The organism is Frankia sp. QA3 (assembly GCF_000262465.1).
In the GTDB taxonomy this organism is placed as follows: Bacteria; Actinomycetota; Actinomycetes; order Frankiales; family Frankiaceae; genus Frankia.
The window spans coordinates 5035628-5059286 of the sequence record NZ_CM001489.1; the positions used below are offsets into that span (position 1 = coordinate 5035628).

23 protein-coding genes and 1 pseudogene are annotated in these 23659 nt (G+C 72.7%); 15 read left to right on the forward strand and 9 right to left on the reverse strand.

Annotated elements, in window-relative coordinates; genetic code table 11:
- Positions 1-15 precede the first annotated feature (15 nt).
- The 3 genes from FRAQA3DRAFT_RS20705 (at position 16) to FRAQA3DRAFT_RS20715 (ending at position 2902) form a co-directional block, all read left to right on the forward strand.
- Complete coding sequence (locus tag FRAQA3DRAFT_RS20705; protein WP_051054418.1) at positions 16-1296, forward strand: MFS transporter; 1281 nt, start codon at positions 16-18, stop codon at positions 1294-1296.
- 141 nt (positions 1297-1437) lie between these two features.
- Entirely contained in the window at positions 1438-1890 is a 453-nt protein-coding gene (locus FRAQA3DRAFT_RS20710) for a hypothetical protein (protein WP_009741003.1), read from the forward strand.
- A gap of 1 nt (position 1891) precedes the next feature.
- Positions 1892-2902, forward strand: a complete 1011-nt coding sequence (locus FRAQA3DRAFT_RS20715) for a tyrosinase family protein (RefSeq protein ID WP_009741004.1) — start codon at positions 1892-1894, stop codon at positions 2900-2902.
- An 80-nt stretch (positions 2903-2982) separates the two neighbouring features.
- On the opposite strand, the gene FRAQA3DRAFT_RS20720 is transcribed toward FRAQA3DRAFT_RS20715, so the two are convergent.
- A complete protein-coding gene (locus tag FRAQA3DRAFT_RS20720) occupies positions 2983-3789 on the reverse strand; it encodes a TetR/AcrR family transcriptional regulator (protein ID WP_009741005.1) in 807 nt (268 codons plus the stop codon).
- A 130-nt stretch (positions 3790-3919) separates the two neighbouring features.
- Here FRAQA3DRAFT_RS20720 and FRAQA3DRAFT_RS20725 point away from each other — a divergent pair, with 130 nt between their 5' ends.
- Positions 3920-5137, forward strand: coding sequence for an FAD-dependent monooxygenase (locus FRAQA3DRAFT_RS20725; protein ID WP_009741006.1), 1218 nt, complete (start codon positions 3920-3922; stop codon positions 5135-5137).
- Here the strand turns inward: FRAQA3DRAFT_RS20725 and FRAQA3DRAFT_RS20730 are convergent.
- Positions 5126-5980, reverse strand: coding sequence for a putative protein N(5)-glutamine methyltransferase (locus tag FRAQA3DRAFT_RS20730; protein ID WP_009741007.1), 855 nt, complete (start codon positions 5978-5980; stop codon positions 5126-5128). The genes FRAQA3DRAFT_RS20725 and FRAQA3DRAFT_RS20730 overlap by 12 nt on opposite strands.
- 237 nt (positions 5981-6217) lie before the next feature.
- On the opposite strand from FRAQA3DRAFT_RS20730, the gene FRAQA3DRAFT_RS20735 reads away from it, so the two are divergent.
- Together FRAQA3DRAFT_RS20735 and tnpB are read left to right on the forward strand one after the other, a co-directional pair.
- Entirely contained in the window at positions 6218-6799 is a 582-nt protein-coding gene (locus FRAQA3DRAFT_RS20735) for an IS607 family transposase (protein WP_035921273.1), read from the forward strand.
- Positions 6796-8125: pseudogene (gene tnpB / locus FRAQA3DRAFT_RS20740) on the forward strand (IS607 family element RNA-guided endonuclease TnpB). Before FRAQA3DRAFT_RS20735 ends, tnpB begins: the two are co-directional and overlap by 4 nt.
- A 31-nt stretch (positions 8126-8156) precedes the next feature.
- Here tnpB and FRAQA3DRAFT_RS20745 read toward each other — a convergent pair.
- Entirely contained in the window at positions 8157-8663 is a 507-nt protein-coding gene (locus FRAQA3DRAFT_RS20745; protein WP_009741009.1) for a hypothetical protein, read from the reverse strand.
- Positions 8664-9169: 506 nt separating this feature from the next.
- On the opposite strand from FRAQA3DRAFT_RS20745, the gene FRAQA3DRAFT_RS20750 reads away from it, so the two are divergent.
- Positions 9170-10576, forward strand: a complete 1407-nt coding sequence (locus FRAQA3DRAFT_RS20750) for a sensor histidine kinase (RefSeq protein ID WP_232291686.1) — start codon at positions 9170-9172, stop codon at positions 10574-10576.
- Positions 10573-11370: a response regulator transcription factor gene (locus FRAQA3DRAFT_RS20755; RefSeq protein WP_009741011.1), complete on the forward strand. Its 798-nt coding sequence runs from the start codon at positions 10573-10575 to the stop codon at positions 11368-11370. Before FRAQA3DRAFT_RS20750 ends, FRAQA3DRAFT_RS20755 begins: the two co-directional genes overlap by 4 nt.
- 7 nt (positions 11371-11377) lie before the next feature.
- On the opposite strand, the gene FRAQA3DRAFT_RS20760 is transcribed toward FRAQA3DRAFT_RS20755, so the two are convergent.
- On the reverse strand, positions 11378-11725 hold the full coding sequence (locus FRAQA3DRAFT_RS20760) for a cupin domain-containing protein (RefSeq protein ID WP_369809472.1): 348 nt from the start codon (positions 11723-11725) through the stop codon (positions 11378-11380).
- Between the two features lie 228 nt (positions 11726-11953).
- Between FRAQA3DRAFT_RS20760 and FRAQA3DRAFT_RS20765 the strand changes: the two genes are divergently transcribed.
- The 3 genes from FRAQA3DRAFT_RS20765 (at position 11954) to FRAQA3DRAFT_RS20775 (ending at position 14610) form a co-directional block, all read left to right on the forward strand.
- Entirely contained in the window at positions 11954-12976 is a 1023-nt protein-coding gene (locus tag FRAQA3DRAFT_RS20765) for a helix-turn-helix domain-containing protein (protein ID WP_009741013.1), read from the forward strand.
- A gap of 218 nt (positions 12977-13194) precedes the next feature.
- A complete protein-coding gene (locus tag FRAQA3DRAFT_RS20770) occupies positions 13195-13434 on the forward strand; it encodes a hypothetical protein (RefSeq protein ID WP_009741014.1) in 240 nt (79 codons plus the stop codon).
- A 15-nt stretch (positions 13435-13449) separates the two neighbouring features.
- On the forward strand, positions 13450-14610 hold the full coding sequence (locus tag FRAQA3DRAFT_RS20775) for a flotillin family protein (RefSeq protein WP_009741015.1): 1161 nt from the start codon (positions 13450-13452) through the stop codon (positions 14608-14610).
- Here the strand turns inward: FRAQA3DRAFT_RS20775 and FRAQA3DRAFT_RS20780 are convergent.
- Positions 14598-14876 (reverse strand): hypothetical protein, encoded by a 279-nt coding sequence (locus FRAQA3DRAFT_RS20780; protein ID WP_009741016.1) that lies wholly within the window; start codon positions 14874-14876, stop codon positions 14598-14600. The two genes, FRAQA3DRAFT_RS20775 and FRAQA3DRAFT_RS20780, sit on opposite strands and share 13 nt — an antisense overlap.
- A gap of 595 nt (positions 14877-15471) precedes the next feature.
- Here FRAQA3DRAFT_RS20780 and FRAQA3DRAFT_RS20785 point away from each other — a divergent pair.
- The 3 genes from FRAQA3DRAFT_RS20785 to FRAQA3DRAFT_RS35290 all read left to right on the forward strand — a co-directional run bounded on the left by FRAQA3DRAFT_RS20785 (position 15472) and on the right by FRAQA3DRAFT_RS35290 (position 17564).
- Positions 15472-16332 (forward strand): helix-turn-helix transcriptional regulator, encoded by an 861-nt coding sequence (locus FRAQA3DRAFT_RS20785; protein ID WP_009741017.1) that lies wholly within the window; start codon positions 15472-15474, stop codon positions 16330-16332.
- Positions 16329-16571 carry a DUF397 domain-containing protein gene (locus FRAQA3DRAFT_RS20790; protein WP_009741018.1) on the forward strand — a complete coding sequence of 81 codons (243 nt, stop codon included), beginning with the start codon at positions 16329-16331 and terminating at the stop codon, positions 16569-16571. The genes FRAQA3DRAFT_RS20785 and FRAQA3DRAFT_RS20790 overlap by 4 nt, the downstream gene beginning before the upstream one ends.
- Before the next feature lie 762 nt (positions 16572-17333).
- Positions 17334-17564: a hypothetical protein gene (locus FRAQA3DRAFT_RS35290; protein ID WP_009741019.1), complete on the forward strand. Its 231-nt coding sequence runs from the start codon at positions 17334-17336 to the stop codon at positions 17562-17564.
- A gap of 238 nt (positions 17565-17802) precedes the next feature.
- On the opposite strand, the gene FRAQA3DRAFT_RS20795 is transcribed toward FRAQA3DRAFT_RS35290, so the two are convergent.
- Positions 17803-18726 carry an inorganic polyphosphate/ATP-NAD kinase gene (locus FRAQA3DRAFT_RS20795; RefSeq protein ID WP_009741020.1) on the reverse strand — a complete coding sequence of 308 codons (924 nt, stop codon included), beginning with the start codon at positions 18724-18726 and terminating at the stop codon, positions 17803-17805.
- Positions 18723-19763, reverse strand: a complete 1041-nt coding sequence (locus FRAQA3DRAFT_RS20800; protein ID WP_009741021.1) for an SPFH domain-containing protein — start codon at positions 19761-19763, stop codon at positions 18723-18725. Before FRAQA3DRAFT_RS20800 ends, FRAQA3DRAFT_RS20795 begins: the two co-directional genes overlap by 4 nt.
- Positions 19764-19843: 80 nt before the next feature.
- On the opposite strand from FRAQA3DRAFT_RS20800, the gene FRAQA3DRAFT_RS20805 reads away from it, so the two are divergent.
- The gene (locus FRAQA3DRAFT_RS20805; RefSeq protein ID WP_009741022.1) at positions 19844-20650 is read left to right on the forward strand and encodes an NUDIX domain-containing protein; all 807 of its coding nucleotides are present in this window, start codon (positions 19844-19846) and stop codon (positions 20648-20650) included.
- Positions 20651-20854: 204 nt separating this feature from the next.
- Here FRAQA3DRAFT_RS20805 and FRAQA3DRAFT_RS20810 read toward each other — a convergent pair whose 3' ends face one another.
- Positions 20855-21988, reverse strand: coding sequence for a DMT family transporter (locus FRAQA3DRAFT_RS20810; RefSeq protein ID WP_009741023.1), 1134 nt, complete (start codon positions 21986-21988; stop codon positions 20855-20857).
- 225 nt (positions 21989-22213) lie between these two features.
- On the reverse strand, positions 22214-23659 hold the full coding sequence (locus FRAQA3DRAFT_RS20815) for a glycosyl hydrolase (RefSeq protein ID WP_009741024.1): 1446 nt from the start codon (positions 23657-23659) through the stop codon (positions 22214-22216).

A 23659-nucleotide genomic window follows, 5' to 3' on the forward strand; every position in this document is an offset into this window, starting at 1 on the left:
TTCGGCGGCCTTGTCATGCTCGGTGGCCGGCTCGGCGACGTCGCCGGCCACCGCCGAGTCCTACTCGCCGGCCTCGCGGTGTTCGGGGCGGCGAGTCTGGCCGGCGGGCTCGCACAGACTCCGGGAGAGCTGATCACGGCCCGCGCGGCGCAAGGTGTCGGCGCCGCGGTCCTCGCCCCGATCGCCTTCAGCCTCATCACGCTGCACATCCCGGCGGGGCCGCAGCGTGCCCGCGCCCTCGGGCTGTGGGGCGCCGCGGCCGCACTCGGCGGCGCCGTCGGGGTGCTGGTCGGCGGGATGCTGACGGAGTCGGCCGGCTGGCGGGCCGTGCTGTTCGTCAACGTGCCAGTCGTGGCGTTCACCCTGGTGGCGACTGCGAACCGTATCCCCGCCGACCGGCGGGTGATCCGGGCCGCGGTCGCCCGGCTGGACCTCGCCGGGGCGGTGCTGGCCACGGCTGCGACCTCGGTGTTCGTGCTGGGCATTGTCCGCACCCAATCCCATCCGTGGAGTTCCGCGATGACGCTGTCCACCCTGGCGACGGCGGGGGTACTGCTGGCCGTGTTCGTCATGGTCGAGTCGCGTAGCGCACGGCCACTTCTACGGATGGGTCTGCTGGCTCAACGCACGGTCGCCACGGCGAACCTGTTCGTGCTGTTGTTGTTCGCCGGGCAGGCGGCCGCGTTCTACTTCGTCTCGCTCTACCTGCAGCAGGTGCTGGGCTACAGCCCGACGGCGACCGGGGTCGCGTTCGTGCCGTTCGCCCTCGGCGCCGTGCTCGGCTCAGGCGTTGCCGCACGCACCGTGAACCGGTTCGGCCTACGCGCGCTGCTCAGCGCGGGTGGTCTGACGGCCGCCGCCGGGTTCGGATGGTTCGCGGTGACGCTCACCGCCGACGGGAACTTCCTCACCTCCGTCCTCGGCCCATCTCTGTTGACCAGCAGCGGCATCGGCCTGTGCGTCGTGCCGGTCGGCACCGCGGCGACCATCGGCGTGGCTCCGGCAGAGGTCGGGATGGCTTCCAGCTTGATCACCGGCTCCCGCCAGATCGGCAGCGCGGTGGGGCTGGCGGCCCTGGCGGCGACGGCGATCACCGTCACCGAGCACCACGACGGCGCTCCGGACACGGCGCTGGCGGCGGGCTACGCCGCCGCGGTCGGTGTCAGCGGCGCCATGCTCGCTCTCGCCGCCTTCCTCGCCCTGCTGCTCATCCCGGCCCGACAGCCGGTCCAGGTCGCCCGACCGGAGCCGGCACCGGCTGCTCCCGTCCCTGTCGGAGGCGAACAGAGGGACTGAGTTCTCCGCCCCGAGCCACCGCCCCGAGTCCGCCACGCGAACGGCGACATCTAGGCGACAGTTGGCTGTGAATCCCTCACGCACGGTAGATGCTGCGGCCACATAGTTCATCTCGGCAGTTACCAGACCTCGGGGAACTCCATGCCATCGGACACCGCCGACCCCACCCAACCGGCCTTCCTCGCGATCTACCTGGCCGGACTCCCCCAGCCAGAACATGATCACGCCGATCCGGCGCGCAGCGTGCGCGAGGACGACTTCGACGGCCATCACGTCGTCATCACGACCACCTACGAGATCACCGTGGACGGGCGGCCGTTGGACGTGCACATCGGGCTGTCGAACGACGGCTCGGCGCACTGCCACGGCCTGCCCGCCTACCAGCTTCCCTCGCTCGTGGACCTGGTGCGGGTGCTCATCCGCACCTTCCCCGACGAGTTCTCCCCGCAGCCGACGCCCACCGGCGGCCACGACGGCGAGCACGGCGGCGAGCACGGCGGCGACGGAGCCGGCAGCCACCCCGAGCACGGCGGCCACGTCCACGACCACGGCGACACCCACATCCACGGCGACGAGACTCTGGGAGGGCTGTGAGATGGCCGCTGTCCGCCGGGACATCCTCCGCGACGACGAGGCGCGAGCCGCCTACATCCGCGGCGTCAAGCTGCTGAAGCACGAACCGACGACGTTGACCACGGACCGGTTCGGCATTCCCGGCCGCGCTCGCCCCGTGTACACCTACGACCTGTTCGTCATCTGGCACGTCCTCGCGATGAACACCGCGGTGCCACCGGGCGGTGATGCCGGAACCCGCAACGCCGCGCACCGCGGGCCGGTGTTCCTGCCCTGGCACCGGGTGATGCTCAGATGGCTGGAGGCGCACCTGCAGCGCGTTCTCGCCGACCCGGACTTCGGCCTGCCCTACTGGGACTGGGCGCTCGACGGCACTCCGCCTGCACAGGGCGGCGTGGCGAACCCTGCGGCCTCGGCGCTGTGGCGGGACACCGCGGACGGGTTCGGCGGCCAGGGCAGCCCGGTACGCGGCGGCGCGTTCGCCTTCGACCGCGCCGACCCGACGAGTTTCCGGGTCCGGATCGCGACCAACTCCAGCGGCGCGCTGCGCCAGATCACCGAGCGTGGCCTCGCTCGCAGGTTCGGCCAGAACGCGCCGTTCGGCTCGTCGCGGTTGCCCCGCACCGGCGACGTCCGCGCGGCCTACGACACGCGCGTCGATCCAAGCCTCGCCGACTACGACAGGTCGCCCTTCGACGTCTCGTCCCGGGGCTTCCGTAACCGGCTGGAGGGCTTCACCGGCCCTGGGCTGCACAACCAGGTCCACCTGTGGGTCGGCGGGGACATGACCCCGGCATCGTCCCCGAACGACCCGGTGTTCTTCGTCCACCACTGCAACGTCGACCGGCTCTGGGAGGGCTGGATGCGCCGCAACGGCCGCCAGTACCAGCCGGACATGACGGCCCCACCGAGCCTGCTCGGCCACCGGATCGACGACCCGCTGGTCTCCCCGTTCGCCCCGGCCAGCAAGCCGGACACGCCGGGTAGCGTCCTCGACGTCGCCGCCCTCTACACCTACGACGCCCTGCCCTGACCCTCGCCGCCCGGTCCGCAGGCTCCGCCGGATGTCGGCACCGACCGGTCAGCATCCGCGACCGCCGCGGCGTCACAGGATCAGGACGCGGCGGGGGTGCCGAGCTCGGCGCGGTCGGCGCGGTCGGCGAAACCGCGGCGGTCGACGAGGTCGGCGAAACCGCGGCGGTCGACGAGGTCGGTGAACAGGTCCACGACGTCGGCGGCGAGCAATCGCAGCTCGTCGGCCGCGACCGGGCGGTTGTTCTCGAACGCTAGCTCGACGGTCCGGGCGAGCAGGTCCGCGCGCCGTTCCAGGGTGGCGACCGCGGGCTGGGCTGCTGACCGCAGCGCGGGGTTCTCGCCGCCGGCCAGCTCCCCCTCGGCCCGCACGAAACCCTCGAACGTCGCCTGGAACGCGTAGGCGACCTCGTCGGCCCCGAGCTCGGCGCGGAGCACACCGTACTCGGCGAGCAACCGGAAGTACCGCTCGGACACCAGATGATGCCGTTCGTCCCAGGCTGGGTCGTGCTGGCGGGCCAGCCGGCCGAGTAGCTCCGGGTCGGCCAGCAGCAGCCCACGCAGCAGCGGGCGGTGCATGACGGCGAGGAAGTAGTCGTGGGCGAAGTGGTGCGGCAGGCAGGTGCTAGGCCGGGTGCGCATCGCGACGAGCAGCTCGGCGATCGCCCGGGCCACCGCCCGGTCGAAGACCGCGGCGAACAGCTTCTCCCGCGTCTCCCAGTGCAGGTAGACCGTGCCCTTGCCGATGTTCGCGCCGACGGCGACGTCCTCCACGGTCACTCGCCGCGCCCCGTGACGCAGCAGCAGATCCTCGGCGGCGTCGAGGATGCGCGCGGCACGCTCCCGCCCACGCGACGGGTCCCGGGACCGGCCGGCTGTCGGGCTCACGCGACGACCGTATGACCGTCTTCGAGAGTTGGTCAACGTTCATCACACCGCGCATTCAATCTTTGACCAGATTTCATATCTGGTCATACGCTGACGGTCCGATCCGCCTCGATCCCACCGCGGAGGACGCATGGGCAACCGGACGGTGCTCGTCTCCGGCGCCGGCATCGCCGGTACGACGCTCGCGTACTGGCTGGCGTGGCACGGCTTCCGGCCGACGGTGGTCGAGCGCGGGCTGTGGCAGCGAACCAGCGGTAGCCCGGTCGACGTGCGCGGCCAGGCGGTGCAGGTGGCCGAGCGGATGGGGGTGCTCGCCCGGCTGCGGGCCGCCGCTACGGACGTCACGGGGATGCGCTTCGTGGACGCGGCCGGCCGCAGCGTCGGCCGAGTCAACCTGCGGGCCCTCGCGCGCTCGACCGGCAGTGGCGACGTCGAGCTCCCCCGCGGTGCGCTCGCCTCGATCCTGCAGGCGGCGAGCGAAGACCACGCCGAGTTCGTGTTCGGCGACTCCATCGCCGGCCTGGCGCAGGACGAGTACGGAGTCGACGTGACCTTCGACCACGGCCGCCCCCGCCGGTTCGACCTCGTCATAGGCGCCGACGGCCTGCACTCCGCGGTGCGCCGACTCGCCTTCGGGCCAGACGCGAACTTTGTGCGTCACCTGGGCCTCTACGCCGCCACCGTGCCGTTCAACGGGCCGCTCGAGCACCGCCGCGAGGTGGTCATGCACAACACCCCCGGCCGCGCCGTCGCCCTGCACCCCTCGGCCACCGGCCCGATCGCGTTCTTCGCCTTCCGGCGATCGGAGCTGACGGACTTCAACCACCGCGACATCGACCAGCACCGCACCCTGCTCGCCGGCGCCTACGCAGCCGCATCCTGGCGGACGCCGGAGCTGCTGGCGCGGGCGCAGGCCAGTGAGGACCTCTACTTCGACGCGGTGAGCCGGGTGGACGTGCCCGCCTGGTCGACCGGCCGGACCGCGCTCGTCGGCGACGCCGCCTCCTGCGTGTCCCTGTTCGGCGACGGCTCCTCTCTGGCGATGGCCGGGGCGTTCGCGCTCGCCGAGGAGCTGGCCGCGACCCCCGACGATCATCGTTCCGCCCTGCGCCGCTACGAGGCCCGCCACCGCCGCCTGGTCGAACCACGCCAGCGTGGCGTCGATCAGGCGTCCCACCTGCTCATCCCGGCAACCTGGGCCGGCATCCACGCCCGCAACGCCGCCACCCGCCTGTGGCCGGCCGCCGCCGCTGCCGGCTGGCTCGGCAGCCGCCTCACCACCTCCGGCCGCGGCCCCACCCTTCCCCGCCGCGCCCCCCGCCCGGCCGGCGCCACCTCACCGAGCTGACCACCTCCCGCCCCGCTCCGAACTTGCCGGGTCTCCGCCCGGGAAGGCCGCGATCACGGCGGTGGCTGCCAGCTCGTCGGACACGACGATCCGGGCTAGCAGCTCGGTGCCTGCGAGGGCGTCTACGAGAGAGGGCGCCTGTTGAGCGCTGGTCTCGAGCAACAGGCTGCCGCCCGGCGCCAGCCACGACGGCGCCCCGGCGACGACCCGGCGAAGCACGTCGAGACCGTCCGTCCCACCATCGAGGGCCAGCCGGGGCTCGTGCTCCCGCGCCTCGGGCGGCATCAGGCCGATCGCGTCGGTCGGGACGTACGGCGCGTTGACCACCAGGACGTCCACGCGTCCGCGCAGCGCACCGGGCAGCGCGGCGAACAGGTCGCCCTCATGCACCCGGCCGCCGGCGGCGGCGAGGTTGCGCCAAGCGCAGCGCACCGCGGCGGGCTCGACGTCGGCGGCATGGACCTCGGCGCAGGGCAGGGCCGCGAGCAACGCGACCGCTACCGCCCCCGACCCGCAGCACAGGTCGACCACGACCGCGCCGGGACTGGCACCGGCCTGGTCTAGGGCCTGCTGCACCAGAAACTCCGTGCGACGCCGGGGTACGAACACCCCGGCGTCGACGGCGATCCGCAGGCCGCAGAACTCCGCCCAGCCGAGGATGTGTTCCAGGGGCTGGCCGGCGACCCGACAGTCGACCATCGCGGCGAGCTCAGCGGCGGTCCGGGCGGCTTCGAGGAGCAGCCGGGCCTCGTCCTCGGCGAAGACGCAACCAGCGGCACGCAGCCGACGGACGACAAGAGGCAGTGATGATGAAGTCGGAGGGGGCGATGGAGATGACGACACGGGAAGCCTTTCGGGACACCGAAGGGTGCCCTCCCGATCACCAGGCCCGGTCGAACCGCATGTGATCATGGGAGGAGGACGCCCACCCTGATACCGCTGAAATGGGTCCCACCTCCCCAAGACGATCACCTATGACGGCGCCCACAGTACCAGACCCATTCCGCCCTACCAGGGGGGCGGGGGACTGCTGCCGGTTGGGCGCCAGATAGCGCCAGAAGATGGCGTATGGTTTCTGCCTTGAATCTCAAGGAGTGGGCTGCCGCGAACGGAGTCGGGTACTCCACCGCGCGGCAGTGGTTCCTTGACGGGAAGCCGCCGGTCAAGGCGCGCAGGGTTGGCGGGCTGATCCTCGTCGACCAGCCCGACCCGCCCGACCAGCCCGCCGCGCCGGACCTGGCAGTGGTGTATGCCCGGGTGTCGTCCGCTGACCAGACGGCCGATCTGGACCGGCAGGTCGCCCGGGTCACCACGTGGGCCGGCGAGCAGAACATCCCGGTTGGCCGGGTCGTGACCGAGGTCGGCTCCGCGCTCAACGGACACCGACGGAAATTCCTCGCGCTGCTCCGCGACCCGGCCGTGACGACGATCGTCGTCGAGCACCGGGACAGGTTCGCCCGGTTCGGCGCCGAATACGTCGAAGCCGCTCTCGCCGCGGCCGGCCGCCGGCTGGTCGTCGTCGACCCGGCAGTGGTCGACGACGACCTGGTCGGTGACATCACCGAGATCCTCACGTCGATGTGCGCCCGGCTGCACGGCCGCCGTGGCGCCACGGACCGGGCCGCCCGCGCGGTCGCCGCCGCGACCGAGGCTGTCATGTGAAGACCCTGCAGGCGTACCGGTACGCGCTCGACCCGAACCAGATCCAACGTGGCGGGCTGCGCCGGCACGCCGGGGCCGCCCGGTTCACCTTCAACTGGGGTCTGGCCCGGGTGAGGGCCGCGCGCGCAGCGCGACGCCGAGCGGTCATACGGCCTGACGGGTGACCTGCTCACCCCGGTTCCGTGGACCCTGCCGGCGCTGCGGCTCGCCTGGAACGCGGCCAAGCGCGAGGTCGCCCCCTGGTGAGGCGAGTGTTCGAAGGAGGCGTTCTCCGCCGGCCTCGACCAGCTCGCCCGCGCGCTGAAGAACTTCACCGACTCCCGGCCAGGAAAGCGAAAGGGTCACCGGGTCGGCTTCCCCCGGTTCAAGAAGCGTGGCAAGGCCCGCGACAGCTTCCGCTATACGACCGGCGCCTACGGGCCTGCGACCGACCTGTACGTGAAGCTGCCCCGGATCGGCCGGGTGAAAGGCCCACGAACCGATGGACGCGCTCACCGGCCGCCTCGCGGACGGGCGTGCACGGCTGCTCGGCGCGACCGTGTCCCGCACGGCCGGGCGCTGGTTCGTGTCGTTCACCGTCGAGACCGACCGGGAGATCCCCGCACAGCCGTCGCAGCGGCAGCGTACGGGCGGCACGGTCGGCGTCGACCTGGGCGTGAAGCACCTCGCCGTGCTCTCGACCGGCGAGACGGTGGCCAACCCGCAACGGCACGCCGCCTCGCTGCGGAAGCTTCGCCGCGCGTCCCGGGCCTATGCCCGGTCGAGGCCGGGCAGCGCCGGCCGCCGCAAGCGGGCCGCCACGCTCGCCCGCATCCACGCCCGTGTGGCAAACCAGCGGCGCGACGAACTGCACAAGCTCACCACCCGGCTCGCCCGGTCCCACGACGTGATCGTGGCCGAGGACCTCCACGTCGCCGGGATGGTCCGCAACCGGCGTCTCGCCCGCGCCGTGTCCGACACCGCAATGGGCGAGATCCGCCGCCAGCTGGCCTACAAGAGCGCCTGGTGCGGCTCTCCCGCCTGCACGTCGCGGACTGCTGGTATCCATCCTCGAAGACCTGCTCCGGCTGTGGCTGGTGAAACCCAAGCCTGACGCTGTCGGACCGTACGTTCCCCTGCCAGTCCTGCGGACTGGTGATCGACCGCGGCCTGAACGCGGCGATCAACCTGCGCAACCTCGTCGCCGCCAGTACCTCGGAGACGGAAAACGCCCGCCGAGCCGACCAGAAGACCCCGCTCGCGGGGCGGGTGGCAGTGAAGCGGGAACCCGGCACGGCTCAGGCCGGTCAGACCGGGAGTGCCCCACTACAAGGTGAGGCGGCATGACGACGCGCTATCCGGCGTCCTCATGCGACGGCTACAAGCGGTCCGCTGGCACCGGCAGCAGGGCCCGGTCAAGCAGCCCGGCGACGACCGTGCCCACGACGGCAAGATCGAGATAATGGCAGGCCATCGCACCCACATAGCTGGGGCCGCCCCACGCGTTCACCGTGAAGTTCGGGTCCAGTCCGGCGAGCACCTGCACCCCAGCCCGCCAACACAGGTAGAGCAGTAGCACGGTCAGGAGGGCGAGGACGGCTAGCCGCCAGAGCCCCCTCGGGTGGCGCCGGACGGCGAGCGTTGTCAGCCTGATCCGCCGCGCCGCGGGCCGACCGAGCGGCGCGGGCAACAGGCCACGGGGACGCCGCTCGGACGGAAGCCGCCGGCGGCGCAGCCACGCCCCGACGGCGAGCGCCCCGGCCAGGATCAGCACGAGGAGGTGCGGGCCCCAGGCGGCGGTGCCCGCGCTGTGCCCCGCGCGCACGGACGACCGGTGCTGGTACATGACGCCGCCGGAGACGACACCCGCGCCGAGAGCGCTCATAGCGAACCCTGCCAGGACGGGCGAGAGCTCCGCGTCCGCCCGACGCCGGCGAGCGATCCAGGGGTATGGACGCGGCCAGCGCCGGAGCCGTCGAAGGGCGGTGGCTGCCCTGGGCGGCGGCATGGCGGCCGATCGGGGTGTAGCGGATGGACGCGGCTTCATGTCCATCACCGTCGCGTTTTCGGGACGGCATGTCGTCCATCGACGGAACCCCCTCCGGGTCCTACGGGAGGCGGACCGCAGCGGCTCGATCCGGCCTGAGGCGGATGGCCCGGGTCATCCTCTGGACGGACGCCGCGGGCCAACATTGGCGTCTACCGTCACGTCCCATGGCGCTCGTCACGCCGGCCCCGCCCGGCCCAACCCGGCGGCCCGCACGCACAAACGCACCCGTCGGGTCTACATCGGTCGACGCCTCCGCTCGGGCCGACCGAAGGGCCGGGCCCGGCGCCATCGACGTCGCAATCGTCCTCGTTTCCTTCGCCCTGTTCACGTTGCCGGCCGCATTGACCCCGACGGTCGCGCCTGGTGCTGACAGCTACGGCTCAACCGCGCACATCCTGCTGTTCGGGGCGCTCGCCGCCGCGCCGTTGATCGCGGCCCGGCGCTCGCCGCTGGCCGTGCTCGCCACCATCGCCGCAGTCCTGTGCACGGCCGCGCTCGCAGGGGTCCGCTTCACCCCGTTCGTCAGCAACGCCGGGCCAGCGCTCGGCATCGCCGTCCTCACCGTCGCCGAACACCACGCCAGGCGGATGTCGGTGGCTGCGGGCGCGACGGCTGTGGCAGCGATCGCGGTCGCCACCGCCGTTGCCATGCGGCTGTATCCCGACCAGGAGCAGGATCTGGTCCAGGCGCTCATCGCCGCGGCGGCGTGGCTGGTCGGCGATGTCTTCCGCACCCGTCGCCGCTACCGCTCCCGCCTGGCGCTGGAGGCTCGCCGAGAGGCCATGGAGCGGGAGCGCCGGATCCGTGCCGAAGAACGGCTGCGAGTCGCTCGGGACGTGCACGACGTCGTGTCGCACACGCTGAGCCTGATCGCGGTCCGCAGCGGCGTGGCGCGGCTGTTGCTCGACGAAAACCCGGGCGAGGCCCGCGAGGCACTGAGCGTGATCGAGACGACGAGCCGCTCGGCGCTCGACGAGGTGCGCCGAGTCCTACGCAGCACCCGCCAGGAGATCCGGGATCCATCGGGCCAAACGGACGCGTCGCAGACGCCGCGACCGCAGGTCGAGCCGGCCGAGTCGAAGATCCCTGGCCTGTCGGACCAACCTGTCGAGCCAGACAAGCACGTCAGGGGCGCCGGAGCAGCGCGAGCCGGCGAACAGACCGGTGGTGACGAACCAACCAGGGAGCCGACGCTCGCCGACCTCGACCATCTGGTCGCCGGGTTGCGGCGGCGCGGGTTCCGCACGTCGTACCGGCGCACGGGCGCCCACCGCCACTATCCGCCGGTCCTGGAGACCTCGGTGTACCGCATCGTCCAGGAGGCGCTGACGAACGTGGTCCGGCATGCCAACGCCGCCGAGGCTCAGGTCGCCGTACACGACGGGCCGCGGGAACTGATCGTGACCATCGTTGACGATGGCCACGGCTCGCCGGGCGGCAAACCGCATCGCGGCGGCGGCGACGCACCGGCGGATGGCCAGCACGACCAGGCCGGTGAGCCGCGCGGCCCAACCACCCGATGGCCCGAGCCAGACAGAGGATCAGGGCCCGGCCTGGGCCTGATCGGGATGCGCGAGCGAGCGGAGTTGTTCGCCGGCACGCTCACCGCGGGGCCCCGGGCACGAGGGGGGTTCGCGGTCGTGGTCCGCTTCCCTATTCCGCCCGCCTCCGCGCTCACCGATCAGTCCTGCGAGCTTCCACCGGCCGCGGTTCGACCGAGCCCCGTCGGGCAGGATGCAGGCCGATGATGCTGGCGGCCGGTGGCTCCCCACCGGCGGACAGCCAGGCGGGGCCTGGTGACCGCGGTGATGTCGACGGCGGGTCCCGTGCGCCGTCGGCGGACGGCGGTCCCATCCGGGTTCTCATCGCCGACGATGAGGCACTGGTGCGGGCGGGATTCCGGGTGCTGGTCGAGTCCGCTCCCGATCTCGCCGTGATCGCGGAGGCCGGGACAGGCGCCCAGGCGGTGCGGTTGGCCAGGCAGCTGCGCCCCGACGTCGTTCTCATGGACATCCGAATGCCGATCATGGATGGTTTGGAGGCGATGCGGATCATCGCCGCGGACCCGGACACCGCCGCGGTGCACGTCCTCGTGGTGACGACCTTCGATCAGGACGAGCACGTCTTCGCGGCGCTGCGCGGCGGCGCCAGCGGCTTCGTACTCAAGGACACCCGTCCGGAGGACCTCCTGGCTGCGGTCAGGATCGTGGCCGCTGGCGACGCGCTGCTGACCCCGAGCGTCACCCGCCGGCTCATCGCCGAGTTCGCCCAGCGGCCGCAGCCGCCTGCGGCCCGGGACGAGGAGCTGACCCGGCTGACGGAGCGGGAGCGGGAGGTACTTGTCCAGGTCGCCGCGGGGCTGTCGAACTCCGAGATCGCGCGACAACTGTTCGTCGGCGTCACCACTGTCAAGACACACGTCAGCCGGCTGCTGGCCAAGCTCGGGGCACGCGATCGGGCACAGCTGGTCGTCGCCGCGTACGAGTCCGGCGTGGTGCTCCCCGGCGCCGGCACGCCGGCGCCGGGATCGGGCAGCTCTTGAGGACCATTCAGGCGAGGGCATGCCCCGTCGTGGCGTCGACGTGGTTGGGCACCGGGTCGTGGCGGTCCCCCACGGACAGGGTGCCGGCGGGTTCGACCAGGAGGATCGACGCGCCGGCCGGGGAGGCGGGACGGTGCTCGACGCCGCGTGGGACGACGAAGATCTCCCCCCGGTTCAGGATGACGACCCGTTCCCCTCCGTCGAGGCCGTCTCGCAGGGCGATGTGCAGCGTGCCCACCAGCACGAGGAAGAACTCGTCGGTGTCGCTGTGCGCGTGCCAGACATGCTCGCCGGCGACCTTGGCGATACGGATGTCGTAGTCGTTCACCCGGGCGGCGATGCGCGGACTCCACAGTTCCTCGAAGCTGTCGAGCGCGGCGGCGAGGTCGACCGGTTCCGCTCGTGGTTCCCGCCGCTGCTCGGCCGGCGCTGCTCCCGCAACGGCGCGCGCGGGGCCAGTAGACGCGGAGCCGGTGGGAATGGTGGTGGGTGCGGGACTGCGGTCAGGCCCAGAAACTGGCTCGGCGGTCATGCGGGGATGGTCCCGCCGGGCGGAGGTACCTACCAGTGCTAGGAATCGCGCATGTCGCATGGATCCTCGCAGCCGGACCGCCCGCCGGCCCACCGGATCGCGGTGATCGTGGATGACGGGTCAAACCCCTTCGAGTTGGGCGTCGCCACCGAGCTTTTCGGGCTGCGCCGCCCCGAGCTCGACCGGCCCTGGTACGACTGCACGCTCTGCGCGCCCACACCGCAGATCCGCATGCACGGCGGACTGTTCACCCTGTCGGGCATCGCCGGACTCGACGCCGTGGCCGTCGCCGACACGGTCATCGTGCCGAACCGGCCGGATCCACTCGTTGAACCGCCTCCATCGGTGCTGGCCGCGATTCGGGCGGCCGGCGACCGCGGGGCCCGCCTGGTCAGCTTCTGCACGGGAACGTTCACCCTCGCCGCCGCGGGTGTGCTCGACGGCCGCCGGGCCACGACCCACTGGCGGTGGGCCGAGCTGTTCGCCCGCCGCCACCCCGAGGTGCGGCTCGAACCGGACGTGCTGTTCGTCGACGACGGCGACATCTGCACGGCCGCCGGCAGCGCCGCCGCCCTCGACCTCGGGCTTCACCTGATCCGCCGGGACCACGGCGCCGAGGTCGCGAACACGGTCAGCCGGCGGCTGGTGTTCGCGGCGCACCGCGACGGCGGGCAGCGGCAGTTCGTCGAACGCCCCGTTCCGACCGTGCCCGACACCTCTCTTGCGCCGCTGCTGGACTGGGCCCGCCAGCGGCTCAACCGACCGATGGCGATCGCCGACCTGGCCAGCCAGGCCGCGGTCAGCCCGGCCACGCTGCACCGCCGGTTCCGCGCCGAACTCGGCGTCACCCCACTGGCGTGGCTGACCGCCGAACGGGTCACGCTGGCCTGCCGGCTGCTCGAACGCGGAGAACGTCGCCTCGATCTCGTGGCCCGCGCCAGCGGCCTCGGGACCGCCGCAGGTCTGCGGGTCGCGCTGCGCCGGCACACGGGGCTCACGCCCACCGCCTACCAGCGCCGGTTCGGGCCGATCCGAACGGCGCCAGGTCGGTACGGCCCGGCCGATGGGGGCTGACCAGGTTGTCAGGCCGGACCGGGGACTGCCCGCAGACCCGGCCGAATATGCAGCCAACCGGGATCGGGCTACTACAGACGGACCGCGTCCGGTCAATACGGAAGCGGACAGCGACGAGACCCTGATGCCGGGGGCGGTGACTTGTAGTCTTTTCTCGCCTGCAACGACCGTTCAGCCATGGCCTTCCGCGCCGCCGCGTGCGAGGAGGGAGTTCGAGGATGGTGGGCGATCCGTCCGTCATCGGCCGCGTCGGCGCGCTCATCGTGGGCACCCGGGGCGACGCCGGGCCGGGCGAGGTGGTGGTGCGGGTCCGCGGCGGAAGCGAGACGTTTCTCGCGCTGTCCGACACTCCCCTGCCCAGGGGCGCGTCCGTGCTGGTCATCGGGACACGCGGGCCTCGGACCGTCGAGGTCGTGCCGTGGCTGGATCCCGCCGCCGTCTTCGGCGGCGATCTCTGACGAAAGGTTCGCGGCGTGTTTGGTTACCGAGTCCCCGCACCCGACCAGGCAATGCTGATATCGGGCGGCAAGAACCGCGATGGGATGCCTTTCAAGGTGGTCACCGGCCACGGCGGTTTCATTCTGCCGTTCTTCCGCAAGGTGCGCTTCCTGACCCTGGCGATGCGCGAGGCCGAGGTCTCGGAGACGTGCGTCACCCACCAGGGCATCTCCCTCAACGTCCGGGCCGTCATCGCCTTCAAGGTCGGCAACGACAGCGAGAGCATCGTCAACGCCGGCCAGCGCTTCCTGTCCGACCAGGGCCAGATGACGGTGCTGACCGGACGGATCTTCTCCGGCCACCTGCGTTCGATCATCGGCTCCATGACCGTCGAGGAGATCATTCGCGACCGGCAGAAGCTCGCCACCGAGGTCCTCGACGGGTCCAAGGCGGAGATGGCCCGGATCGGGCTGACCATCGACGCGTTGCAGATCCAGTCCATCGACGACGGCAAGCTCGGCTACATCGCGGCGATCGCGGCGCCGCACAACGCCGCCATCCAGCGCCAGGCGCAGATCGCCCAGGCCGAGGCCAACCAGGCCGCAGCCGAGGCCGAGCAACGCTCTCAGCGGGCGCAGGCGGAGTACGCCCGGCAGACCTCCGTCGTCCAGGCCCAGTATCGGGCGGAGATCGACCGGGCCCAGGCCGAGGCCGCGCAGGCCGGGCCGCTGGCGCAGGCCCAGGCGGAGGTTGCGGTGACCGCGGCACGGACCGAGCTGGCCGAGCGGGAGGCTCAGTTGCGCCAGCAGCAGCTCGTCACCGAGGTCGTCAAGCCCGCCGAGGCGGAGGCCGAGCGGGTCCGCGTCCTCGCCCTCGCCGAGGCCGAGAAGATGAGGATCCAGGCGGAGGCGGCCGCGTCGCACAACCGGGTGGCGCTCGACCGGATGCTCATCGACCAGCTCCCGGAGATCGTCCGGCAGGCGGCGTCGGGGCTGGCGGGCGCGAACGTCACGGTGCTCAACGGCGCGGAGGGCATCGGCGAGATCGCCACCGGCCTCGTCGGGCAGGGCGTGGCCATCTTCGAGGCGCTGCGCGCGGGCGTCCGGCAGCCGGCGTACGCCCCCGACGCCCACGACAACCGCGCCGGCGCCGAACACCCCGGCATCGGGGCCGCCCGGCCCGTTCAGGAGACGTAGACGTACTTGCGGCCGGCGGCGACGGGACGCGCCTCCACCCGGCCGCAGTATCCGTACTCCACGCGGCGCCGCCACACGGTGAGCCGGCATTGATCGGCCTCGATCGTCCAGGTCCGACGCTCGGCCCGGTCCTCGACCTGGACGGGATTTCGGGTCCCCACCTCGGCGGCCCGGCGGTGCGCCCAGGAGTGCGCCGCCTCCCACTCGGGGAAGGTGGCCACCAGTTCGCCATCGCCGTCATACACCTGGAATCGGCGAGTCGCCATTGTCACGCCTTTCCGCACATTGCCGAATAATGAGGTCCGTGGAGCTGTCCACGGCGCGCGGTCCCGCCCGCGGGGTCGACCCGGCCCGCGGTGGTGGGTTGGCCGGCTCCGGGCGGGGGTCGACGCCCACCCGCCCGGAGCCGGCGGTCGGCGGTCACCCCCACCGCCCTCGGGCGGCGCGGCGGCACGCCGGGTGGTGGCGGGCCGCCTGGTGGCAGACCGGGCGGTGGCGGGCCGGGCAGTGGCGGGCCGGGCAGTGGCGGGCCGGGCGGTGGCGGGCGCGGTGGTGGCGGCGGCGCGTGGCAGCGCCGACGTCGTCCGGCCGGTCGTCCCGGCATGGTCGGCGGATCGATGCCACGGACCCTGCGCGATCACCATTGACTACTCCCCGTGATTCTCCACCGCACCAAGCTCCCACCCAGGGGGTCATGTTCGCCACTCAAAGTAAACCAAGGCTCGAAGCATGGCCCCTGCATCGGCCATCCGCAAGAGCTTCTGTAAGAGTTTCGCTACCCAGAGCTGTGCACTGCGTATGAGGAGTGGCGATCCAGTGGCAGGATGCACCCATCACTCCGAACAGACCGAAGGACTAGCGATGGCCACGAGCGGCGGTCCGACTGTGCGGCGGCGGCGGCTGGGTGCCGAGTTACGGCGCCTGAGAGAGGCCGCGGGTGTCTCCGTCGACGAGGTCTGCCAGCTGCTGCGCTGCTCGGTCTCGAAGGTCAGCCGGATGGAGAACGGGCGGGTACCGGTACGCACCCGCGACGTATCCGACCTGCTCAACCTGTATGGTGTCACCGAGGGTGAGCAACGCGACGCCCTTATGGCATTGGCCCGGGATTCCCGTCGGCACGGCTGGTGGCACTCCTACCACGACGTCGTCCCAGCCTGGTTCGAGATCTACATCGGCCTGGAGGGCGACGCGGCGTCGATCCAGGTGTACGAGTCCCAGCTCGTCCACGGGCTGCTCCAGACCGGGGACTACGCCCGGCAGGTCATCCGGGCCGACGACCCGGAGGTCGGCGAGGAGGAGGTCGAGCGCAAGATCGCCCTGCGGATGGACCGACAGCGCCGGCTCACCGCCCCCGACCATCCCCGGCTGTGGGTGATCCTGGACGAAGCGGTGCTGCGCCGGGAGATCGGCGGCCGGGCGGTCATGCGCGACCAGCTCGAATTCCTCGCCAAACGGTCCGAACTCCCGAATGTGACGATCCAGGTCCTCCCGTTCTCGGTGGGCGCGCACGCCGGCCTGGGCAGCGCATTCTCCATACTCGGATTCCCCGATTCGGAAGACCACGAAGTGGTCTATATAGAAGAGGCGGCCGGCAGCCTTTATATCGAGCGTGCCGCCGAAGTCCGGCGCTATAAGTTGAAGATGAATCATCTTCTGGCCGCCGCCCTGCGGCCGGAGGAATCCATACAGATGATAGTTTCCGTCGCAAAGGAACTAAAATGACCAGATTTGCGAAGCCCGATCCGGGTGGTCCCGCCGAGCTGGCCTGGCGCAAGAGCAGCTACAGCAACGGAGCGGGTGGCATGTGCGTAGAGGTCGCGGCTCTGGGCGAGGGCGTGGCGGTGCGTGACTCGAAGAACCCGAGCGGCCCCGTGCTCGCCTTCTCCGCGGCCGAGTGGGACGCCTTCCTGGCCGGCGCGCGGGACGGCGAGTTCGACCGGACCCGGGTCCGCCTGGCCTGACCCGCGCCCGGCTCCGCCCCGTCCGGCCCGGACGCCTCCACCGGATGCGCCCGGGCCGGACGCGGACCGCGCGGGCCGGGAGGGGCCGTCGACCGCGGTGCCGAGACGATTCGATCAACGTCGGCGTTCCAGCCCCGACCGGGCCGAGGTTCCTGTTCGTAGGGTGCGGTGGCAGCCGCGCCACATGCCGGTTGGCTCTTGCGCAACGCCCCTCGGTCGCGCACTCTTGTAGATGTTCAGTCGGTCCTCGTTGTTCAAGTGTTCGTCCCGTTGTGGTCGTGGCATTTCCGGGGCACGACGTCCGCGCCGCCCGTCGCTCAGGGTGGGCAGGCGGACCGGACGGTCCCGGCGCCGTGGCGGCATGGGACGGCGCTCGGCCACCTTCGCCCGCTGGACGGGCCACGCGGGCTTCACATGCCCGCCCAACGCGGAGGAGGGCAGTCGTTGTGATCATTTCTGATGGTACGGCTACCCGCGTACAGCGCCGCAACGCCACGGTCCGGGTGGCCGCCTCGCCGGCGGCGCTCGATCCCGGCGGCCACCAGGCTGTGTGTACGGCCTCAACCCTCGTCGTACCCGCGTGGTGTCGCGTGCCCGCGGGCCGGCCTCGGGCGGGTTCGGTGGCCGGCGGGGCCGCCATCCCGCCGCCGTCCTAGCTGCGGACGGCGCATCCCGCCCGCGCGCCGGGCACCCCCTCAAACCTGATCACGGTCGGTCCGCGTCTGGATCCGCCGGGGCCTCGACGTCCCCGGCGAGCCCGGGTTGCGGGCCTCGCCACCCGAGATCAACACGAGTAGCACCATCCTGTTCCCCTGCCACTGGGAGGTGATTGCCGTGGCCACCGCCACGACCAACCTGCTCAACACCCCGATGAAAGATCAGCGCGTCGAACGTGTCCGGCGCGCGGCCCTGTCGGCGTATGTGGACGGGAAGATCTCCTTCGCGCAGGCGAACCTCCGGGTACGCAAGGCCCTCGAACGTTTTGGGATGTGATGGGCCGACCCAGGCCCGGCGGGCGGCGTCGTCCGCCGGCCGGCCCGTCCGCGACCGGTGCGGTCCGCCGACCAGGCCGCCCCTGGACCTCGCGACCCGGCCGGCGGGCCCGCCGCCGCGGCTGACCCTCATCCCCGCCGCCGACGCGCCGGCCGCCCCCGGGCTGTCGACCTTCCTGTCTTTCCACAGGGACGAAACGGACACGAATGCCTGTGGAAGGGCAAGGAAGGCAGCCAGCCTAGGCGAGGCGTAGCCGGCGGTCGGCCACGCCGATGGTGAGCAGCTGCCCCCACGACAGCTCGATCGCGTCCGCCTCGATGCCGTCGCCGAACACGACCATCCGGTCCGCCTCCACCAGGACCTCCAGCCGCGCCGGCCCGGCGAGGCGGCCCTCGGTGCAGGCGGTGCCCGTGGCCGGCGAGGGCCACGCCTCGCGGACGAACCAGGCCAGCGCGCCGGAGGTCGGCGCCGGCAGCGCCAGCTCGCTGCGCCGCTGCGCCCAGACCGACCGGCACCAGCCCGTCGCACCGGTGCCGGTGCCGACCAGCAGCCCGGACGACGCCTGCCGCTCGGTCACCGGGGCGTCGCCGCCGGGCACCCGCAGCCGGTACCGGGAACTCTGATGTCCGGGGTCGCCGACGTAGACCTCGTTGAGCGCGGCGAGGCGCTGGCCATCGTCGGAGCGGGCCTCGACCATGGTGAGCTCACGCAGCAGGCGACCGAGCCCCAGAGCGGCGTCCGCCGACGATCCGTCGACGGTGCGTAGCAGGGCGGCCGCCTCGCCCGGGGCGTGCCGGACCAACACGCCCGGCGTGCGGGCGGGTTCGGCGTTGATCCCCAGGACGAGCTGCCCGTCGAGGTACTTCGCGACGTTCGCGACGAGCCCGTCCTGCCCGACGCAGACGACCACGTCGTCCGGGGCGAACAGGAACCGGTCGAGATCGGCCCGTTCCACCTCGCCGCGGCGCCAGTGCGGCGGGATCGCCGCGGCGACCGATCGGCGGGCTGCCTCGGCGGCATCGTGGGCAGCCTGCACCTCGGCCAGCTCCCGCCCGCGGGTAGCCAGGAAGAACGCGGCCTGACCGCGGGTGCCGTGCCGGTCGAGCAGCTCGGCGTACTCGGTGCGCCGGTGCACGAGCACCGCGCGCGGGGCGAGGCTCACCGGGACGCGCCGGCGCGGACGAACCGGGCGACCGTCTCGGTGACCACGTCGGGGGTGATGGTCAGCGCCCCGATCGCGGGCAGATGGTCGGCGAGGTCGCGCACGGCGAGCGCGACCATCGCCGAGGTGTCCAGGCCGGTGACCGCGGCGACCCGGGCCGCCTCGGCCTCGGCCTCGGCCTGCCCGACCAGGCGCACGGCCTCGGCCCGCGCCGCCGCCTCCACCCGGACCCGCTCGGCCTGTGAGCGGGCGGCCGTCTCGGCCCGCTCCGCCTCCGCCGCGGCGGCGATGCGCGCCGCCGCCGCCTGCTCGGTCATCCGGCGCTGCTCGTTGGCGCCCTCCTGGGTCACGAGCCGCTCCGCGCGCACGGCGAGCTCGATCTTGCTCTGCAGCTCGTTCTCGGCGATCCGCCGCTCCTGCTCGACCGCGAGCGCGCGGCGACCATAGGTGGCCCGGTCGGCCTCGGTCTGGATCTGTTCGCGGGTAGGGGTGCGCAGTGCCTTCTCCACGTCTGGCGCCGGGCGGACGGCGACCACCCGAACCCCGACCACGCTCACCCCCGTCTGGACCAGGCGGGCGTCCCCGCGCAGGCCATCGGTCACCCGCGCCCGGATGACCGGCACCCCCTCGGCGAGGGCGGTCGTGAGCGGCGTGCGGGCGAGCAGGTCCGAGGCGTACTGCTGGGCGGACTCGTTGATCATCCCGGCGAGCTGGTCGAGCGGCTTCTCCCGCCAGGTGCCGAGCTCCGGGTCGATGCCGAAGTCGAGGCGGGTGGCGGCCAGCACCGGGTCGGCGATCCGGTAGGTGACGGTGGCCTGCACCGCGACGTCCTGGAAGTCGGCGGTCCGCGCGTGGAAGAGGACCGCCAGCTCCCGGTCGTCGACCGGCACCTCGCTGATCACCGCCGTGCGCGGCCGATACCAGAAGACCAGGCCGACGCCCTCGTGGGCGACGGCCGCGCCGCGCTGGTGGCGGATGTACGCGGTGGGGGTGCTCCGCAGGTGGCACAGGAACGGCACCCGGCTGATGTCCGCCATGAGAACGTCCTCTCTTTTCGTCGAACTGACGATAAACCGGGTCGTCGGTTCTCGTCAACCTGACGAGTAAGGTTCCCCGCATGCCGCCACCCCTCGAGCCATCCACCGCCACGACCGCCGACGGCGACGGCGGCGGCAACGGCGGCAACGGCGGCAACGGCGGCAACGGCGGCAACGGCGGCGGGCTACCGACGGACGTGGCGCCGGTCGCGCTCAGCGTCGATCTGGTCCTGCTGACGGTCCGCAGGGAGCAGCTCCACGTGCTGCTGGTGCGCCGCGGGATCGAGCCCTACCGGGACCGGTGGGCTCTGCCGGGCGGCTTCGTCCGGCCGGGGGAGGATCTCGCCGAGGCGGCCGTGCGGGAGCTCGCCGAGGAGACCGGACTGCGCCACCCGCCGGCTCACCTCGAACAGCTCGCGACCTATGGCGCGCCGGATCGCGACCCCCGCGGCCGGGTCGTCACGGTGGCCTTCCTGGCGCTCGCGCCACAGTCGCGCACGCCGATCGCCGGTACGGACGCCGCCGCGAGCCGCTGGGCCCCGGTCGCGACCGCCGGCGACGGGCCGGGACTGGCCTTCGATCACGCGGCGATCCTGGCGGACGGGCTCGAACGCGCCCGAGCCAAGATCGAATACAGCGCGGTGGCGACGGCGTTCTGCGAACCCGAGTTCACGGTCGCGGAGCTGCGCCGGATCTACGAGCTGGTCTGGAGCGCGCGGCTGGACCCCCGTAACTTCCACCGCAAGGTGACCGGCACGGCGGGCTTTCTCGTCCCGACCGGACGTTTCACGACCCGGGACGGAGGGCGGCCCGCGGAGCTGTACCGTCGGGGCGACGCCAGGGTGTTGCATCCCGCGATGCTCCGGCCCGTCCCGCGGCTACCCTGAGCGGGCCGGGGTGGCTGCGGGCGGGAAGGCGGCCGGGCGCCCGGGCGATCGGGGGGTGAACCCGGGCGGCCGGCCACCTCGACTATCTCACCGAAAGCACATGCGGCGTCACTATAAGTTTTGGAGCATGCCGTCAGGGTTAGCGACCGTGCCGGTCCGCACCCTTGGTGACGGTTCGCCGCCCGGGCCGGGCGCGCGTCCGGATCAGCCGAGTTCCCGTAGCGCGGCGCTCTGCCCGCCGTCTCCCCGGCCCGGCGGATTCCACGGGTCGCCGCCGTGGTGAGGCCGCCGTCCGAGGTCGGAGTCCACCCGCTCGGAACGCTCGGAGTCCACCCGCTTCAGATCCAGCCGGTCCGAGTCCGCCCGGTCCGGGTCCACCCGGTCCGGGTCCACCCGCTCGGAATCCAGCCGGTCCGGACGCACCGCGGCGCCCTCCAGCTCGTCCACGGAACGGTTGGCCGCCATCCGGTCGCGCCCGAGGGCGGCGATGCCGGCGGCCACCATCACCATCGCGACGACGAACGCCACCCGGTGGGCGCCGTCCGGGGCCGGCTCGCCGAACAGCGTCAGCCCCAGGGTGACCGGCAGGAAGGCGGACACCCCGCTGGTGACCGGGAAGGCGATCACCGCCGCCCGGCCCTGCAGCCCGCGCTGCTGCAGGCCGAGCGCCAGCACGGAGAACAGCACGAGAACGTACGGCGTCGGCGTGGTGAGCAGGTCGGCGAGCGCGGACTGGCCCTCCCGGCGATCGTTGACCGCCAGGCCGATCTGCCGGGTCGCGAGGGTGGCGATCGCATAGCAGACGCCGGCGGCCGCACCGAACCCGAACGCCGCCCCGGCGATCATGTTCCGGACGGCGGCGACGTTCGCGAAGAACGCGCACACCAGCGCGAAGATCAGGCCGAGGACGAGGAAGGCCAGCAGGACGTCCGTGCTGGCCGCGGTGCCGACCTCGGCGCGCCGCGCGAAGGCGTAGGCGAGCAGGCCGACCCCGGCGACCATCGAGCCGACGCCCAGCCAGCCTGTCAGGCTGATCCGCTCACCGAGCACCCGCTGGGCCAGCAGCGTGAAGATGATCATATCGAGGGCCATCACCGGGGCGACCATCGCCACCGGCGCAACCGACAGGGCGTAGACCTCCAGCAGGAACGAGGCCGCCTCGACGGCGAGCCCGAGCAGCCACAGCGGACGCAGCACCAGCCGGGCCAACAAACCCAGGCCCAGGCCGGAGCTCTCCTCCTCCCGCCGGGCGGCCCGCGCCTGCACCAGCGGCGCGACCCCGTACAGGGCGGCCGACACCACCGCGGTGGGCAGGCCGAGTGCCAGCGCCTTGCTCATACGCGCGCCGCCCTGGTCACGGGCGTGCCGTCGTTCGCGCCCGGGTCCCGCCGTTCATGCCGGGATCGCCCCTGCCCTGCCATGCGCTGGCCGCCTCACTCGTGCCCGACCGCCCCGGCCCATACCCGGGACGACATCGCCTGACCGGGTCAACACCGGCGGCCGCGTGGAACGTCCCGGGCCGGACGAGCGCCCGACGCCGATCCGCCTCACCACCGACGCATCTCACCAGTGGGCACCGAAGCCGATCTGCGCAAGGGCGGAGCCGAACGCCTGTTCCCACGCCTGCGGCCCGATCGCCACCCGGTCCGAGGGGGGCTTGACCCGGTCGAGGCAGGCGAGCGCGGAGCGGGTCAGCGACACCGGGTCGGTGTTGGTGACCTCGGCGTGCCCACGTTCGAGCTCCTTCTGCAGGTTGTCCCGGCCATGCCCTGGCACCACGTCGATGAGCAGCAGGTCCCGGCCGATCACCCGCGCCTCGCTGCACGTGTCCCCGGAGGAGGTGACGACCAGGTCGCTGGCGGCCATCAGGGCCGGGATGCGGTCGGTGAAGCCGAACGGGATGACCTTGTGCTGCCGCTCGGCCAGGGCGGTCAGCCGCGCCGCCAGCGGCTTGTTCCGGCCGGCCACCGCGAGCACGTAGATCCCCGCGGCCGCCATGGCCGCGGCGCCCTCCACCAGCGGCCCGAGTCCCCAGGAGCCGGACATCAGCAGCACGCACGGCGCGTCGGCCGGGATGCCGAGCGCCGCACGCGCCTCCTCCTGGGTGGGCGGGTCGTAGAACGGCTCGCGCACCGGGGTCGGCACGACCGAGACGAGCGCGCCCGGCGCGAACCGCCGCACGTAGCGGGCGGCGGTCTGCGAGGTGACCAGGTACAGGTCGGTGTTGTCGTGCACCCACAGCCGATGCACGCAGCAGTCGGTGGAGAACACCGCGGTGACCAGGCCGGGGAACTCCGGTTTGACCCGGCTGGTCGCCGCGGCACCGGTGGCGAAGATGGAGATGACGAGATCGGTCGGCTGCTCGGTGAGCTCCTCGCGCAGTGCCGGGACGACGTAGCGGCTCGACGCCCGCTCGATCGCCAGGGCCAGCCGGCCGCCGGTGCGCATCTGGGAGAAGTGCACGGCGTCGTACAGGCCCGGCACCGCGATCATCCCACGGAAGACCTTCTCCCCCCGGGAGCCGTTGCGTCCGCCGAGCATGCGCAGGCTGTCGGCGGTCCGGGCGGTGAACCCGCGCCGGGCCAGCGACGCCCCGCACGCCTCGGCCATGACGTCGTGCCCCATGCCCAGCGAGCCGGACAGCAGCAGCGCCGATCCGCGACGGGTCGGTGCCTGATCCGCCGCGTCGCCGGCGAGGTCCGCCGTGCCGGCGGCGGTGAACCCGTCGACGCCGTCGGGCGGCCCGACCGGCAGCGGCCGCGGGCGCGCCTGCGCGCGCCCGCCGCCGGCCCCGGCGAGCAGGGCCGCGGCCGCGGCCCCCTCCACCGCGAAGCCATCGATCACCGGTCCGCCGCGGGCGGGCGCCTCGTCGTCGCCGAGGCGTCCGACGGCTGCCGCCACCCTCGCCGGCAGGCCCTCCGCGGAGGGCCGGGTCGGGAGGGCGCCGGCCGCCACCGGATCGCCGTTTTCGGATGGTCCGCTCACCGTGATACCGCCGATCTGCGCCAT

Coding starts and splice junctions, on each gene's coding strand:
- FRAQA3DRAFT_RS20765 (WP_009741013.1), top strand. CDS start 11,954: ATGTCGCATGGATCCTCGCAGCCGGACCGCCCGCCGGCCCACCGGATC.
- FRAQA3DRAFT_RS20805 (WP_009741022.1), top strand. CDS start 19,844: ATGCCGCCACCCCTCGAGCCATCCACCGCCACGACCGCCGACGGCGAC.
- FRAQA3DRAFT_RS20705 (WP_051054418.1), top strand. CDS start 16: ATGCTCGGTGGCCGGCTCGGCGACGTCGCCGGCCACCGCCGAGTCCTA.
- FRAQA3DRAFT_RS20790 (WP_009741018.1), top strand. CDS start 16,329: ATGACCAGATTTGCGAAGCCCGATCCGGGTGGTCCCGCCGAGCTGGCC.
- FRAQA3DRAFT_RS20745 (WP_009741009.1), bottom strand. CDS start 8,663: ATGAGCGCTCTCGGCGCGGGTGTCGTCTCCGGCGGCGTCATGTACCAG.
- FRAQA3DRAFT_RS20715 (WP_009741004.1), top strand. CDS start 1,892: ATGGCCGCTGTCCGCCGGGACATCCTCCGCGACGACGAGGCGCGAGCC.
- FRAQA3DRAFT_RS20725 (WP_009741006.1), top strand. CDS start 3,920: ATGGGCAACCGGACGGTGCTCGTCTCCGGCGCCGGCATCGCCGGTACG.
- FRAQA3DRAFT_RS20810 (WP_009741023.1), bottom strand. CDS start 21,988: ATGAGCAAGGCGCTGGCACTCGGCCTGCCCACCGCGGTGGTGTCGGCC.
- FRAQA3DRAFT_RS20785 (WP_009741017.1), top strand. CDS start 15,472: ATGGCCACGAGCGGCGGTCCGACTGTGCGGCGGCGGCGGCTGGGTGCC.
- FRAQA3DRAFT_RS20815 (WP_009741024.1), bottom strand. CDS start 23,659: ATGGCGCAGATCGGCGGTATCACGGTGAGCGGACCATCCGAAAACGGC.
- FRAQA3DRAFT_RS20755 (WP_009741011.1), top strand. CDS start 10,573: ATGATGCTGGCGGCCGGTGGCTCCCCACCGGCGGACAGCCAGGCGGGG.
- FRAQA3DRAFT_RS20770 (WP_009741014.1), top strand. CDS start 13,195: ATGGTGGGCGATCCGTCCGTCATCGGCCGCGTCGGCGCGCTCATCGTG.
- FRAQA3DRAFT_RS20800 (WP_009741021.1), bottom strand. CDS start 19,763: ATGGCGGACATCAGCCGGGTGCCGTTCCTGTGCCACCTGCGGAGCACC.
- FRAQA3DRAFT_RS20780 (WP_009741016.1), bottom strand. CDS start 14,876: ATGGCGACTCGCCGATTCCAGGTGTATGACGGCGATGGCGAACTGGTG.
- FRAQA3DRAFT_RS20710 (WP_009741003.1), top strand. CDS start 1,438: ATGCCATCGGACACCGCCGACCCCACCCAACCGGCCTTCCTCGCGATC.